15 protein-coding genes and 2 tRNA genes are annotated in these 15076 nt (G+C 42.0%); 5 read left to right on the top strand and 12 right to left on the bottom strand.

Annotation, left to right across the window (positions count from 1 at the left end):
- Positions 1-11 precede the first annotated feature (11 nt).
- Positions 12-2411, bottom strand: a complete 2400-nt coding sequence (locus JSQ81_RS12725; protein ID WP_212604417.1) for a SpoIIE family protein phosphatase — start codon at positions 2409-2411, stop codon at positions 12-14.
- A 177-nt stretch (positions 2412-2588) separates the two neighbouring features.
- On the opposite strand from JSQ81_RS12725, the gene JSQ81_RS12720 reads away from it, so the two are divergent.
- Positions 2589-2662: transfer RNA gene (locus JSQ81_RS12720), tRNA-Met, on the top strand.
- Between the two features lie 174 nt (positions 2663-2836).
- A tRNA-Glu gene (locus tag JSQ81_RS12715) sits at positions 2837-2908 on the top strand.
- Positions 2909-3433: 525 nt separating this feature from the next.
- Here the strand turns inward: JSQ81_RS12715 and JSQ81_RS12710 are convergent.
- From JSQ81_RS12710 to JSQ81_RS12675, 8 genes are all read right to left on the bottom strand, one after another.
- Complete coding sequence (locus JSQ81_RS12710; RefSeq protein WP_212604416.1) at positions 3434-3862, bottom strand: S1 domain-containing RNA-binding protein; 429 nt, start codon at positions 3860-3862, stop codon at positions 3434-3436.
- 130 nt (positions 3863-3992) lie between these two features.
- Positions 3993-4412 (bottom strand): FtsB family cell division protein, encoded by a 420-nt coding sequence (locus JSQ81_RS12705; protein ID WP_212604415.1) that lies wholly within the window; start codon positions 4410-4412, stop codon positions 3993-3995.
- 54 nt (positions 4413-4466) lie between these two features.
- Positions 4467-4934 carry a spore cortex biosynthesis protein YabQ gene (yabQ, locus tag JSQ81_RS12700; RefSeq protein ID WP_212604414.1) on the bottom strand — a complete coding sequence of 156 codons (468 nt, stop codon included), beginning with the start codon at positions 4932-4934 and terminating at the stop codon, positions 4467-4469.
- The gene (yabP, locus tag JSQ81_RS12695; protein ID WP_212604413.1) at positions 4931-5227 is read right to left on the bottom strand and encodes a sporulation protein YabP; all 297 of its coding nucleotides are present in this window, start codon (positions 5225-5227) and stop codon (positions 4931-4933) included. The genes yabQ and yabP overlap by 4 nt, the downstream gene beginning before the upstream one ends.
- Positions 5228-5315: 88 nt before the next feature.
- Positions 5316-5942, bottom strand: a complete 627-nt coding sequence (locus JSQ81_RS12690; RefSeq protein WP_249336535.1) for a peroxiredoxin family protein — start codon at positions 5940-5942, stop codon at positions 5316-5318.
- A gap of 1 nt (position 5943) precedes the next feature.
- On the bottom strand, positions 5944-6201 hold the full coding sequence (locus JSQ81_RS12685) for an RNA-binding S4 domain-containing protein (protein WP_212607658.1): 258 nt from the start codon (positions 6199-6201) through the stop codon (positions 5944-5946).
- Positions 6188-7660 (bottom strand): bifunctional methyltransferase/pyrophosphohydrolase YabN, encoded by a 1473-nt coding sequence (gene mazG / locus JSQ81_RS12680; protein WP_212604412.1) that lies wholly within the window; start codon positions 7658-7660, stop codon positions 6188-6190. The genes JSQ81_RS12685 and mazG overlap by 14 nt, the downstream gene beginning before the upstream one ends.
- 1 nt (position 7661) lies before the next feature.
- On the bottom strand, positions 7662-9257 hold the full coding sequence (locus tag JSQ81_RS12675; protein WP_212604411.1) for a putative polysaccharide biosynthesis protein: 1596 nt from the start codon (positions 9255-9257) through the stop codon (positions 7662-7664).
- A 329-nt stretch (positions 9258-9586) separates the two neighbouring features.
- Between JSQ81_RS12675 and JSQ81_RS12670 the strand changes: the two genes are divergently transcribed.
- Positions 9587-9775, top strand: coding sequence for a Spo0E family sporulation regulatory protein-aspartic acid phosphatase (locus tag JSQ81_RS12670; protein WP_371812382.1), 189 nt, complete (start codon positions 9587-9589; stop codon positions 9773-9775).
- Between the two features lie 58 nt (positions 9776-9833).
- On the opposite strand, the gene JSQ81_RS12665 is transcribed toward JSQ81_RS12670, so the two are convergent.
- Positions 9834-11798: an iron ABC transporter permease gene (locus JSQ81_RS12665; protein WP_212604409.1), complete on the bottom strand. Its 1965-nt coding sequence runs from the start codon at positions 11796-11798 to the stop codon at positions 9834-9836.
- The gene (locus JSQ81_RS12660; RefSeq protein ID WP_212604408.1) at positions 11798-12784 is read right to left on the bottom strand and encodes an ABC transporter substrate-binding protein; all 987 of its coding nucleotides are present in this window, start codon (positions 12782-12784) and stop codon (positions 11798-11800) included. The genes JSQ81_RS12665 and JSQ81_RS12660 overlap by 1 nt, the downstream gene beginning before the upstream one ends.
- Before the next feature lie 192 nt (positions 12785-12976).
- On the opposite strand from JSQ81_RS12660, the gene JSQ81_RS12655 reads away from it, so the two are divergent.
- Both JSQ81_RS12655 and JSQ81_RS12650 read left to right on the top strand, forming a co-directional pair.
- Positions 12977-13801, top strand: a complete 825-nt coding sequence (locus JSQ81_RS12655; RefSeq protein ID WP_212604407.1) for an ABC transporter ATP-binding protein — start codon at positions 12977-12979, stop codon at positions 13799-13801.
- Complete coding sequence (locus JSQ81_RS12650; RefSeq protein ID WP_212604406.1) at positions 13794-14483, top strand: hypothetical protein; 690 nt, start codon at positions 13794-13796, stop codon at positions 14481-14483. Before JSQ81_RS12655 ends, JSQ81_RS12650 begins: the two co-directional genes overlap by 8 nt.
- 47 nt (positions 14484-14530) lie before the next feature.
- Here JSQ81_RS12650 and spoVT read toward each other — a convergent pair whose 3' ends face one another.
- Positions 14531-15067 carry a stage V sporulation protein T gene (gene spoVT / locus JSQ81_RS12645; RefSeq protein WP_212604405.1) on the bottom strand — a complete coding sequence of 179 codons (537 nt, stop codon included), beginning with the start codon at positions 15065-15067 and terminating at the stop codon, positions 14531-14533.
- Positions 15068-15076 lie beyond the last annotated feature (9 nt).

The following is a 15076-nucleotide window of genomic DNA, read 5'->3' as shown; positions in this document are numbered from 1 at the left end:
ACTTTCAGTTTTCATCGAGCAGCAACCTGCGAATAGGGGGTAAAACTCGACCATTCCGGAAGAACGTGGTCGATTTTCATAACCAGCACAGTCCGATCGTCTTCGACAGCTCGAAACCGCCTCTCTAATTCACTGACAACTCGATTGGCCACGTCCTCGCAATGCAAATGTCCGTATTTCCCAAGTATACCGTAAAGTGCTTTTTCTTGTAACTCGAGAGATACATCTCCTTGAAACATTCCATCGGTCATCATCACCAACATGTCGCCCGCTTTGAGTTTTACTTGTTTGGCTTTGACGGAAAACGACGGAAGAAATCCAACTGGGACAGACATGCTATCAATCCTGAAATATTCATTTCCGCGCTTAATATAAGTGCTCATGGAACCTGCTTTCCATGCCCATAACTTGCCTTCCTGTAAATCAATCAAGGCCAGATCAATTGTTGCATACATATCGTCCAACCCATTTAACGACATCATATAATGGAGTGTGTGCATAGCAGTTTCAGGGTCCATTTTACGATTCAGGCATTCCCTCATTAATCGGATCACTTTTCGACTTTCCCGGTAAGCGTTTATATCCTGCCCCATCCCATCGGATAGCAGAACCGCGGTTAACCCTTCATGAATTTGAAATACTTCATAGGCATCACCCGCACGAAATGATTTTTCACCAGATGTCGCGACAATCCCATAATCAAATAAATAGCGAACCGCTGATGTGAGGGTGACGCGGATATGCGTAAACGGCTCATGCTTTACGATAGACTTTTGAACTTGAAAAGGTTCTTCGTACAAGTCTTCTAGTATTGGTAAAATTAAACGCTCCGCAACCATCGTGTCTGTTTCGAAGTCTGACTTTCGTTCTGGAAGACTGCAAACGATTTTACGCGCTCCCCGTTCTTCCGACAACACATCGATTTGAAAATGTTCAATGCTTTGTAGATCCAATTGTTTCCCCAATTCCTCTTCCGCTGTGATATGAACTGATAAGTCACCTTTAATCTCTTTCATTAATTTATCAAGATGGGTACTTAAATCTCTTAATTGAAGCGCAAGCATTTTCCTTCCGTGTTGTAGTTGTCCGCTTAACAACCGATTTGCCGACGTTTCTTCCAATTCAACGGCAAGTCCGGTAAAGCGAATGCATTTATATTTAATTTTTTCCTCAACACGATGTCGCGCCGATTTTTTTGTTAATGAATAAGATGCTTCCCATTCATTAATCAGCCGCGCCATATCATCGTCATCACTTTCCCAGCATTTTGCATATCGGAAACAAGAGTTGCAAACTGATGGGGTTTTTATTTCTGCATTTTTCGGGTTTCCATGCCCCAACTCCCTTTCTTCGACTAACGACGACATAAACTCTGTAAACTGTTGAAAATCATTTAGCTGTTCATCAAGTCGTTCAGAAACCCACTCCTGCCTTTTCTTTGAGTTATCGATAACTTCCGGGAATAGCATTTTTTTCAGTGGTTGAGTTTTTTTAGTTGGAATTAACAGAAAGATCATTGTAGCGACACCAATCGTATAAAAATGGGTACTATCTATCGGTAAGGTCAAGTCGTACAAAAAGAAAAAGAGCGAAACGACACCGCCGCCAACAGCAATCCCGAACTTACCAAATCGCTTCAGCGCGCCTGCAAAAAATCCGGTCATTCCATATACCGCAATCATCCCGGTGAATGATAATTCTGCAATTCCTATAATCGCAGCAATGATCATCGCCACTGTTGTTGAAAATAAAAGACCACCAGTTGAAGCAGCTAGAAGTATCGTTAAATGAATTAGAACACCCGCGACTGATATATAGCCAACTACTACGCCTTTCATTCCAGTCAGCGCCATCGCCCCAATCACACAAGCAGCACCTAACCGCTCATTTGACCATTGTCCAAAAAAAATACGGTTCTCAGGCGGAAATGCGACAAATAAAAAGAATGTCATAAACAAGGCGAGAACCACTTCATAGCCAATCACCAGCTGAATTTCTAGTGGTATTTTTCCTGCATACATGATTAACTGCCATCCGAACTGAACCAGAAGAATACACAGGGCAACGGTTAATTGTATGGATTTTTGAGGAATCCGATGCCGAATAACAGTGGTAAAAAGACCAAGTTGGAACAAATGAATTATCGCTTGTCCAACCCCAAGAAAAGCACTCCCCGCCATTCCCCCGATAAAGACCCAGATCAAATATTTCCGAAAGCGCGCAGCCGCCAATGCCCAAACAGGCAAGAAAAAAGGAACCGCGGCATCGAACAACACTGCCTGTGCCAAGAAAAATGAGCCTAGTAAAAACAAAGTCGCCATCATGATTTGCGTTTTCCTTTTCCTGACTTCCTCGATATTCATCCTCACTGCCTGGGTAATTGGTCTTTCAATGTTACCTGTTAACTTCATTTTCCATCCCCCCTATGCCGACGTATGTTTGAGTATACATAGGGAGCGGGAAATAATTTGTCTGTTCGTGGTATCAAAATAGAGAAACTTTTCGACTCTTTCCGAACTATTTTTCTTTTTCAACCGGTCTTGACATTTTCCACCCACACAGGTAAGATACGAGATGTTGTGAAAAAAGGCGGCGTAGCTCAGCTGGCTAGAGCGTCCGGTTCATACCCGTAAGGTCGGGGGTTCGACTCCCTCCGCCGCCATTAAAGAAAATTTGGCGAACTTCGCCGAATTTTCTTCCTTAAAGCATTTGTCAAAACAAAGTTTTGACCTTGAGGCATATTTTCAAGGCTCTTATTGAAAATAGATCTGCCGGAAAAGACATTTACGCGTCTACCTGTCAAATTTCGAAGACAAGCCAACCAAATTTCCACCAAGGCCCCTTGGTCAAGCGGTTAAGACACCGCCCTTTCACGGCGGTATCACGGGTTCGAATCCCGTAGGGGTCATTAAAGAAACTCGGCGGCGCCGAGTTTCCTCCTAGAATCACTAAAGGTTTTTGAACGCGTACTTCGTTCAAAAAACAACCTAGAATCACTTTATCAAAACAAAGTTTTGATAGTTGAGGCATATTTTCGAGGATCTAATCGAAAATAGTCCTGCCGGAAAAGAAACTTGAACGCGCCTTTGCGTTCATAGTTTCCACCTTAAAATCCTAGTCAAAATTCGTTTTGACATTGAGGCAAGTAATTTGAACGCGCACTTCGCGTTCAAATTACTATCTAAAATCACTTTATCAAAACAAAGTTTTGATAGTTGAGATATTTTTGAGGATCTTATCAAAAATAGCTCTGCCGGAAAAACACTAAAGCTTCAATCCAAATACATATCCTAAAAACCAAAAACGCGATGTCCATAAACAAATGGATGTCGCGTTTTTCATTCAATGACAGCAAAAAGTGGCATATCAGATAGAATCCAACACGCCACTTACATATATGAATCATTTTTCTTATTGTAAAACAGCTAGCAAGTTACCCTCTTCTTGCACCTCGACCGCCGCGTTTAGATTCTGTTGCTCGTTTCAAAGTTGAAAGACGCTCTTCACTATCTTTCATGAAACGTGCCATTTTCTGTTCGAAATTTTCCGGACGAACAGCGCTTGGGCGTCCTCCACCTGGACGTCCTCCTTGGCGTGGGCGTTGCGGACGTTGTGGACGTTCAGATTCTGGTTTTGCTCGTCTAATCGACAATCCAATTTTACCATCTGCTCCAACATTCATCACTTTCACTTCAACCATATCGCCGACTTTAAAATGTTCATTAATGTCCTTAACATAGCTGTCCGCGACTTCACTAATGTGAACAAGGCCTGTTGAACCGTTCGGTAGTTCAACGAACGCTCCAAAATTTGTAATCCCCGTTACCTTACCCTGTAACTTGCTATCTACTTCTATTGACATAAAAAAAATGCTCCTCCTTAAGATTTAAGCGGGCTTCGTAAAAAAGCCTTCCAACCATATTCACAAGTCCTGAAAATAAACAATATACTACCTTCTACTATAACCAATAAAAAAAAGAGTGTCAATAAGACTACTCTTTTTCATCTGTTTTCTTTTTATCTTTAGTCTTTTTATTTGGCATTGAAAAAATAATTTCGTTGTCATCCGATAGAAAATATTCCTGTCTTGCTAATTTGGCGATATACTCGTCATCTTCTAGTTTTGCAAGTTGATTCAACAACATTTCTTGTTCATCTTCTACTTCTTTTAATTCGGCGAGCATTTCAGTTTTTTCTTGTTCTTTTAACGCCAGAATCTTTTTTTGTTCAAAAAACGAATGCGTAAAATAACCGAGCATTAATAGTGCAACAATCGCAAAAACTGTTAATCTACGATACAAACGGACTTTACGTGCTTTCTTCCGATCAATTTTTTGTTGAAGGGATTGGACATATTCTTTGTTAATGGACGCGATTGTAGCAGGTGATTTTCTATTTTGTTTTTGTACCATGTCCAGCACATCCTTTCTAAATAGAACCCATTTCGATAGTCCATAGATTATATATCATTTCTCTTGACTTTTAAAGAGTTTTCTATGGATTCTATGGAATATTGCAATAAAAGGGCTAATTAGAAAGTCGATAATCCTGATAAAGAGATAAATAATCCGTCCAATAATCCTAACAATGCCGTGGCATATAAACCATAAAGGCTTTATAAATAAGACTAATATGATTCTGCCGAAAAAACGAAAAGGTTTATGAAAAAAACTTGTGTACAAAAGGATCCCGCTCAACTGGGCAAACGGATCGTAAATACGCCACTCGCCGTCCCGAACGATGTATAAAATATAGAATGACCAACAACCAACAATTATCCAACCAATCACTTCAAGTACGGCTGCACGCCTTCGAATAAGCGACTTTTTCCCAGCGTGCGCCGTTCCAGTTCCAATCATATCAATGAATCCCGCCGCCACAACGCCCGTTCCAATCATTGCCAGGAGGCTAAGAAACTGTACGGATAAACTCATCCAAATAATTTATGGAGGAAATTCCGCGATTCTGATTCTTCTTCATCGTATTGAATGAGGCCAACTGTTCCCTCCAACGTAAGAAGGCCTTTGTCGACATCGAGGTGTACAATGCGCAGTTCCTCTCCGCGTATTTGCAAGAGCCCTTGAGATGTTCGAACGAGAAATTCTTCATGGTCGAAACGGTCGATTGACTTTACCGAGGTTAAGTCCATTCTTTTTCGATTGCGCATTGTTACAACATGATCACCTGATGGAATTGTATACGTTGGACTGTCTGTTTGAATATGCATATGCTTCCCCCTTTGCTTGTACGTTCACAGCCATCTTATGCAGGGGGATAAAAAAACATGTCAATCTACAGACGCCTTATTCAATTTGTTATTTACTGTTGTTCACAAGTTCCGTAATTAATTCTTCATCCAAAGCGCGTATCACCACATCAGTTATGATTCCGTCTGGGTTTATTATATATGTCGTCGGATAGGCCATAACCTGATATAACTTCACCACTTCACCGGCATCATCCAATAAGATTGGAAATGTTAGTTCATGTTCGTCGACAAACCCCTGAACTTTTTCAATCTTATCGCCTCCGCCTCTCTCCGTTTTCGTCATATTTACGGCAAGTATTTCCATGTTCTCGGAATCCTTATTTTCCTCATAGTAATTCTCCATGAATGGCATTTCGACCCTGCAGGGCGGACACCAGGATGCCCAAAAATTAAGGATTACCGTCTTCCCTTTATAATCTGATAAACTCACTGTCTCACCAGCTAATGTAGTCAGTTCAAAGTCCGGCGCTCGCTCATTTTTGTCAAGGCCTGACTCGCTATCTATATTTTCGTCTACCAGATCGCTTGGAAGATCTTCTATTAATCCGCTTGGATACTCTTCCATCTCGCTTGAAGTATCTTTAGCTGAAAAATTTGTTTTTATTGTTACAACAATCATAGAAACAATAATTAACACCGAAATAATCATTCCTATAACTTTAAAATTCTTCAATTTAATCAACTACCTTTTCCTCTAACAAAGTATACATCGATTCAGCTTCATCTTTTTTCGTCGTATTTTTAATCATCTCGACTTTTACCGTGACGATTTTTTGCCCGAAACGAATGGCTACTTCATCGCCTTCTTTTACGGTTGATGATGCTTTTGCGACTTGACCGTTAATTTCAATTCTCCCTTGATCGGCAACTTGTTTAGCCAATGTTCTTCGTCTGATTAACCGGGAAACTTTAAGAAATTTATCTATCCTCATCATTATTATCTTCCTCCTTTTTCGCCAATTGCCAAAACGACTCGAGTTCATCTAATGTGTAGTCGGCAAAATTTCTGCTGTCCTCAAGTACACTTTTTTCTACAAAGTTGAAGCGTGATTTGAATTTTTGATTTGCATGGATCATCGCTTCCTCTGGTGATAGCTTTAAAAATCTTGCAAGATTAACGAGTGTAAAAAGAACGTCGCCGAGTTCATCGGTTTGGCTACTTTTAGTCCCGTTTTTTATTTCCGTGCGAAACTCTTGCCATTCTTCTTCGAATTTTTTAAATGCCCCGTTAATATCCGGCCAATCAAACCCGACTTTTGCTGCTTCTTTTTGGTAATTCATTGACGTCAATAGCGATGATGAATAGCTTTTTTGATCGTCTAACAATGATTCCGCCTGCGGTTTCTCTTGTTTTTTAATTTCCTGCCAATTTTGAAGCACTTCCTCGGAATTCACAACATTTTTATCTCCAAAAACATGGGGATGGCGACGAATCATTTTTGAACCGACTGCTTGAAGGACGTCTTCCATTGAAAAATAGCCATCGTCTTCTCCGATTTGCGCATGAAGAAAGACTTGCAGTAAAACGTCGCCAAGTTCTTCAATAACACCATCATCGTCCTCATTATTAATGGCTTCCAGAAGTTCATGTGCTTCTTCAATTAAATACTTTTTTAATGATTCGTGGGTTTGTTCACGGTCCCAGGGGCAACCGTCGGGCGCACGCAATTTTGTTATGATTTCCCTAAATGTTGACCATTCTTTCAACCTTTTTTCCATTTCGTCTACAGGTGGCACATACACCGTAGTTAAATTGTCGATTTCAGTTGCTCGGTCCAATTCAAACAGAGGCACAGTTCGCAGTTTTTCGTTAACGGAACCTGCTGCCGTGACAATTGTTATCGGATGTTCGTAGTCATACTTCTCCATAAGCGATAATTTCACTTCTGACGCGACGAATGCATCATACACTTGCCCGATTAGAATATGTTGCGACATGTTCACCTCATCGCGTTTCATATCCGTACCGTCCAGCAGTTGAAACCCTTCAATCGGGTCAATTCGAAGCGCTGCGAAAATTGGATCAAGAAAGCTGTTTCCGCCTGCAATATCGAGTTTGACGATGCCTTCTCGTTCTTTCTCCACGAGAAGTTGAATTGTTTTTTCTGCCACAAGCGGATGACCCGGCACCACATACGTTATTGGTTGCTCGGCACAGAGTTTTAGAAGTTCTTCAACAATTTCCTCATAGACGAGTTGAAATGAGTCGTGCTTTTCATAAATTTCATCGAAACTTGAAATCTTAATTCCTTCTGCTTTTAATTCTGCAACAGCAGGATGTTGATCCGTCCGTGCTATGACAAAATTTGCATTCTTTAATTTCCGATAAACTCCTAGTGATAATTGATCAAGATCCCCGGCGCCAAGACCGATTATGGTTAGCTGGTGCATGTCATTCACCTTTTCTTTTAGTAAGTAGTAATTGCAGTGTAGCTAAACGTTTTCCAAACGGAAGAAGGTACCACTCTCTTTCTCCCATTATACGCGATTTCATAACGACTAAGAGAAAAACGACCGCGCCCATCGCAACAGATGTAAGGGCGATAATCGTTGAGCCTAAGCGGCTTGGTAATTCGTCGAATATAAATGAATCCGCTAGTACCATCCAGGGTAACACAACCATAATCATGAGCACAGTGGCGGCTATGACCCAACCATAGAAACGAACAGGAGCGATTCGGATTGGCCAGACTTTTTTAAAATAAAGAACGAGTCCTAGTGTAATTAATGCAAAACCGATATTTCCAGCAATCGCTGCCCCGTTAATATCGTAAAGTGGGATGAGTATGAGATTGGAAATAATTTTCACAATAAGCCCGCCAATAAGAAGAAGCGCTGGTACTTTAACTTTCCCAGCCCCTTGAAGCATCGCAGTCAACGGCAAAATTAATGAAAGCCAAAATATTTGCACGGCAAAAATGATTAACGCCATAGATCCCGTACGAGTCTCGAATAGCATTTCATTCACAAACGGAAGGACGAGTGCCAATCCTGCGGCGGCTGCCCAACCAAATAAAAAAGCCGTCCGGAAAGTTAGCCGGATAAACGGCAAGGCTCCTTTCCCTTTATTCTTGGTCGTGTGGTGCGCGATGAGCGGAACGATGGCTAGCGACAGGGTCGAGGCTATCAAAATTCCCATTTGCACAAGAGGTTGTCCACGGTCATAAACCCCTTTCGTCTCCATAGCTGTTTCTTCTAAGAAACCATTTGATAATAGGATTTGAAAAACTGTAAACGAATCGACAAGTTGAAATAACAACAAAATGAGTGAACTTGCGCTGACGCTCAAACTGATAATCGTTAATTCTTTCACGACTGGCCAAGTATCAACTTGCTCTAAAGGTCCTTTGAATGTTCTTTGGAAATAAAGCGCAAGAATGACGACACCGGCAAACTCCCCAACTACCGCGCCCCACATGGCGATTTCACCTGCGGTATATAAGGATGCTCCGGCTCGTATCGCAATCCATGTCCCCAAAAGAATTACGACGACACGGAATGCCTGCTCGCCGACTCCTGATACAGCAACGGGCACCATCCGACCTTCCGATTGAAACGATCCTTTAAGAACGGCCAAAGCAGGCATTAAGAGAACGATATATGCGCCCGCACGAAGAAGAGAAACGAGCCCCGGATCGCCCATTGAACGGGCGAAAAACGGAGCGAATACAGTTAGTAGTATAAAAAAAGATATCGATAATAGTAGTAAATATATAAATGCTATACGCATCTTCGCTCTTGATTGGCCATAGCTTTTGCTTTCGGCGAGCAGTTTAGACACGGCGACCGCAAAACCGTATGATGTCCAGACGATAAAAATTCCGATAAACGGATACACTTGCTGGTAAATGTAAAACCCTTTATCACCGACAAGGTTTTGAAACGGAACCCTGTAGACAGCGCCGAGCAACTTGACGATGATTGCGGATATCGTGAGAATCGATGCGCCTTTCATGAATGTTTTCATATTCCAACTTGTTGAAGACATGCCCCGCGCCTCTTTTCTTATGTAATGCATATAGTATAACATCATCCGAATTCGGAGATATTCCTAAAGCGGAGAGGTAAATTAGGTCTTACAAAATTATTACTTTGCTAGAAAGGTTTATATTTATCGAAAACGGGAAAATCATTACTAATTCGATTTTATTCCGGGAGTTCCCTTTAATTAGCACCTAGAAATGGGCTTATTCCTGTCAATTGTTACAAATTTGTTACACTTTATATTTTGTACAGAGTTCGACATTTTTTTCAATACAGATATTATATGATGGTTCTTGTGTGTGTCAAAAAAGCTACTCTTAAATTAAATACGAAATGCATAAAAATTATATGGAGGAAAGAGGAACTATGAGAAAAAAAATATTGTTAGGACGAATTAAGTTGAAACAAAAAGATATGTATATGAAAGCAGAAAATCTCGGCTTCACTCACCCTAGCGTCATCAGATGCAGCCAAGAGTTAGATACATTACTGAATAGGTACCAAGGATTAAAAGCTATGTGAGTAAGAAATATTTTTTTCCAAATAAAAAGAGAGCCCATTTAATTATGCGGCTCTCTTTTCATTTCATTTTACGAAGCAAATAAAGCAAGTAAGGTGTGCCGATTAGCGCGACAATCAAACCGCTTGGAATGTCCTTCGGCGCAATGATAATTCGCCCGACGAAATCTGCAGTAACGAGAAGCAATCCGCCTAATAATCCGGAAACGATGATTAATGGCAGATGCCGGAATCCGACTAGCCGACGGGCGATATGCGGTGCAACTAAGCCTACAAAACCAATTGTACCCACAATAGAAACGGCTGCTGTACTTATTGCAACGCCAATAACCAATGCCCAAACACGAGTTGATTTTACAGATAATCCAAGTCCTGACGCAACATCATCGCCGAAAGTCAACGTGTCTAAGCTACGCGTCAAATAAATCGCGGGACCAATAAATAACGCAAATAACAATACGGCGAGTTGTACATCGTCCCAACCTTTTGCATAGGTGCTTCCTGATAGCCAAACGAGTGCAGCCGCAACAGCGAGTTTAGCTTTCACAACAAAGACTTGAGTGGCAGCCGATCCGAACGCGGAAATTGCAATTCCCATTAGTGCAACGAGCATCGGCTGGAAATTGTTCTTCCACGAAGTCCCCAAAATAATTCCTAGAGCGATGGCCGCCCCGACAACTGCGCCAAGCGGCATATATTGAACCGGAAGTGCGGGGAATAACACCAGCAGCATCATTGCGCCCGCGCCGCCCATCGATGTCACGCCTAAAATACTGGCATCCGCCAACGGATTTCGTAATACCCCTTGCAATAAAACGCCTGCAACTGCAAGCATAACACCAACAATAAACGCGGTTAACACACGTGGAACTCGAAAATTCCAAACGACAGGTTTCAACCACTCAATTGTCCAAGCGGAACCGTTAAACGACAAAGCGAATGACATAATAACAATAAGGAGTACCACTACAACCGTTACAACTATTGGAAGTCTCACAGGCTTTAAAGTGCCGCCCATTTGACGATCTCCCCGGCTATGCGTTTTCGCAGTTTTCCATGCTAAGTATAATAACCAAGGTCCGCCAATCAACGCAGTCATAGCTCCGACCGGAACTTCTTGCCCCGGTTGAATTAAGCGTCCTAACACATCTGCCCCGATCAACATGACACTTCCCCACAAAAATGACTGAAGGAAAATTTGAAAGTGACCTCGAACCCCGAGCATCCGAACGATATGAGGTGCCATCAAACCAACAAAACCAATTGGACCGACAACACTTACCGTTGAAGCTGCTAGTACAATCGCAACAGCCCATGCCAGCAATTTTACAAAGCGGACATTTTGGCCAAGTGACGATGCGATATCCTCGCCGAGCGATAACGTGTCCATTGGTTTGGACAAAATTAACGAAGCCACAAAAAATATCCCGATAATCGGTCCCGCAAATGACACGCCGTCCCAATTCAACTGAACAAGTGTCCCCGAGCCCCATAAAAATAAACCGTTCGTTTGGTTTTCAAATAATAACTGCAACGATCCGGTTAAGGATGCAAACAATAACGAAATAATCATTCCGGTCAGTGCAACGCGCACCGGTTCCATCTGTTTTCCCGCCAGTGCCACAACAAGAACAGAGGACAATACTGCACCCGCTAAAGCAACAATAAACGGAAAATTCCCGAGTACCGCCGGAAAGAATATCATCGAGATCACTACGAAGAAGTACGCGCCTGCATTTATGCCGAGCGTGCTTGCAGACGCCAACGGATTATTCGTTAACGTCTGTAAGACAGCGCCCGCCACCGCGAGAGCGCCGCCCGCCAAAATTCCAATAACTAAGCGCGGGAGACGAAGAGAAAGGACGATGTCTTGCACACGCCCTTCTGTCCATACTTCTTTTACTAATTGCGAAACCGTATAATCGGCTTGCCCTTGCGTTAGGTGAATAAAAGAGAGCAGGGTCAACAGAAAAAAGCCGACAACCATAATATAAAAGGATCTTTTTCCTCCTGCTGTTCTGGCCATTATTTTGTTACCATTGAATCCACGATTTTATTCAACAGCGTTTCAGCTGAGAGAGGACCTCCGTATAACCAAGTATCTCCGCCAAGGTTGAATAAGCGATCTTCTTTCACGAAATTCAAGTTTTTCCAAACGGCATTCTCTTTTAATTGGTTTTCATAAATATTGTCTTCGGCTTGTACAGTGTATAAATAGTTCGCATCTTCGTATTTTGTTAATCCTTCAACGTTAAACGTGCTGGATCCGAACATTTCATATTGATCGGGTACATGTACGTTTTTCAAGCCGATTTTCTCAATGATTTGCGAGGTCATCGAGTTTGGCGTCATTACTCGAATTTCGGGTGCCTGAGGGCCGGTATATGCATTCGTTAATATAACATCTTTCGTTTTCAAATCCGCTTTTGCGATTTTCTCTTTTGCTTCTTCATATTTGGCGTCAAGGTCAGCCAATACTTTTTTCGCTTCATCTGTTTTATTGACTGCTTTTGCAATTTCATTAAATGTATCTATCATCTCTTGATAATGATCTACACTTTCATCTTCAGGATATGGATTGAAAATAACCGTCGGCGCGATTCCTTCTAATTCTTTAAGCATGCTTTCATGACGGAATTTCACGCCGATGATCAAATCTGGTTCAAGTGCGGCAATTGCCTCTAAGTTCGGCTCTTGACGCCCCCCGACATCTGTTACATCGTCATTTAATTTGGCATCGATGTTCACCCAATTATGATACTCCTGAATGTCCGCAACCCCAACAGGTTGAATGCCAACCGCCAATAAGTCCTCAACATACGTCCATTCGAGTGCAACAACTTTGATTGCAGGTTTATCAAGCGTCACTTTTCCGTTAATATCCGTGACTGTCACACTTTCTTCCGTATTCTGATTAGTTGATGCTTTATCCTCTTCTTTATTTGAAGAACAAGCGACTAAAAGCACAGCTGCTAGCGCTAAGATAAGTAAATATTTCAATTTTAGCTTCATATCAAACACTCCTCTATTTAACATTGATGATAATCATTATCAATTAGTAGTGTAAACTTTTTTTAGTCTGTTTGTAAAGTTTAATTTGAAATTAATGATTATCATTCTCAATTGGGTGAGAATATGATATGCTTATCATTAATTAGAAAATAAAATTCATTTAGACTTACTATATATAATGGAGGCATTCCTATGCACACTGCAATTAAAACTGATAATCTATCAATCGGTTATCAAGATCATCTGCTCTTCGAAAATTTGAACTTGTCGATTCCGCGAGGTGAAATTACTGTCTTCGTCGGAAGTAACGGGTGTGGTAAATCAACACTTCTCCGTTCGATAGCCCGACTTTTGAAACCTGTAGACGGATCTGTTTTGCTTGAAGGGAAGGATATCCACTCGATGTCCTCTCGCAATGTCGCGAAAAAAATGGGGATTCTTCCGCAGGGACCTGTATCGCCGGAAGGGATTACTGTCCACGATCTTGTGAAACAGGGGCGTTACCCGCACCAATCATGGCTGACGAGATGGACAGAAGAAGATACGAAAAAAACCGAAGCCGCAATGGCAGCAACACGGATTAGTGATCTTCGCGACCAAGCGCTTGACACGCTATCGGGCGGCCAACGTCAGCGTGCATGGATTGCGATGACACTTGCTCAAGATACGGATGTCATTTTGCTTGATGAACCGACGACTTACCTCGACATGACCCACCAAATTGAAATTTTGGATTTGCTGTTTGAGTTGAACGAACAAAAAAACCGGACAATTGTCATGGTCTTGCATGATTTGAATTTAGCCTCTCGGTACGCGCATAATATCGTTGCCATTAAAGATGGCGGCGTATATGCACAAGGAAAACCCGAAGCGATTATTAGCTGCGATTTGGTGCGTGCTGTTTTCGGGATGGAGTGCCAGGTTTCAAAGGATCCCCTGTTTGGGACACCGCATTGTGTTCCTTATGGTCGCGGTCGATGCATCGTACCTGAACTGAGGAACAACACAGGTGCTTAAGTTAGATGAGAAACTATTAAATAACCTGGAACGGTTCAATGTCTTTGTAGGTGCACAGGAAAGCACATTTTCATCAGCCGTTGATGTGTTATCCGACTCGGGTAGCAAATTCCTATTCGAGAAAATATACAGCATGACGGACGCACCTACAAATGCCGTGGCCGCGTCAGTTTATTTAAGACGATATGGTTTCTTTATCGCTGCGCAATTGCATGTGATGTGCGAACACAATATACTTTGGACTGGTGAATTGAAAGACATTTCATTGTTCACAAACAGTGACACGATTTTATTTTCGATTCCGTCCGATGGCTTCCGAAACGTGCAAAATCGGGAAGAAGACATACGCTTCATTTTAGAAAAGTACGGACATCCTGTCGTTACCTATTTTAGTAAGCATGCAAAAATTTCAAAATTGATTTTGTGGGAAAATATATGGGGCTATGTCTTATGGATGTATTCAATGTTACTCCAGGAAAGTTCACCGTCTGCCCAATATGACTTAACTGTTTTATTGGAGGATGAAACGTGGAAGCCTGCGATGCGCCGTTCTCCGTTTAAGCAATTTATCAAAAACCAGGAAGCGCTTGACGCCATGGCCAACTATAAACGAACGACTTGTTGTTTATATAAAGAATTACCAAATACTGAACAATGTCCTTACTGCCCATTGGCAAAATAAAACAGCCGTCACGAACCATTACATCTCGGTTCTTGTCGGCTGTTTTTTTATTGTTCCATTTGTTTTGCTAAAAAGTGGGCGGCTGTTTCTGCGGCCTTTTGCTCAGGTTCCCCGATAAAGTGGACTTTGGATAGTAAGTAAACTGCACCAATCATATCGCCGCCCGAGATAATCGGCGCAATGCAGTAGGACTTTACCTGTTCAATTTGTCCAGGCACCCACTCAACGGATTTTTCAAGTTTTTCTGTTACTATTTTTCGATTGGCAATAATCTCTTCTGCACTAGGCGATAATTGGCGGTTCAAATAATCCTTTTTCGATAGGCCAGATACCGCAATCATCTCGTCTCGGTCGCTTATAAGTGCCGGTGTTCCTAGAGTTTCATAAAGCGTCTCCGCGTACTCTTTGGCAAACTGCCCCAATTCAGATATCGGGGAGTACTTTTTCAAAATCACTTCGCCGTCTCGATCCGTAAATATTTCAAGCGGATCCCCTTCCCGAATTCGAAGCGTTCTTCGGATTTCCTTTGGAATAACTACCCTTCCTAGATCATCAATTCTTCGAACGATGCCGGTTGCTTTCATCATGATGCC

The organism is Sporosarcina sp. Marseille-Q4063, from assembly GCF_018309085.1.
GTDB lineage: Bacteria > Bacillota > Bacilli > Bacillales_A > Planococcaceae > Sporosarcina.
This window is presented reverse-complemented; position numbering and strand designations above follow the sequence as displayed.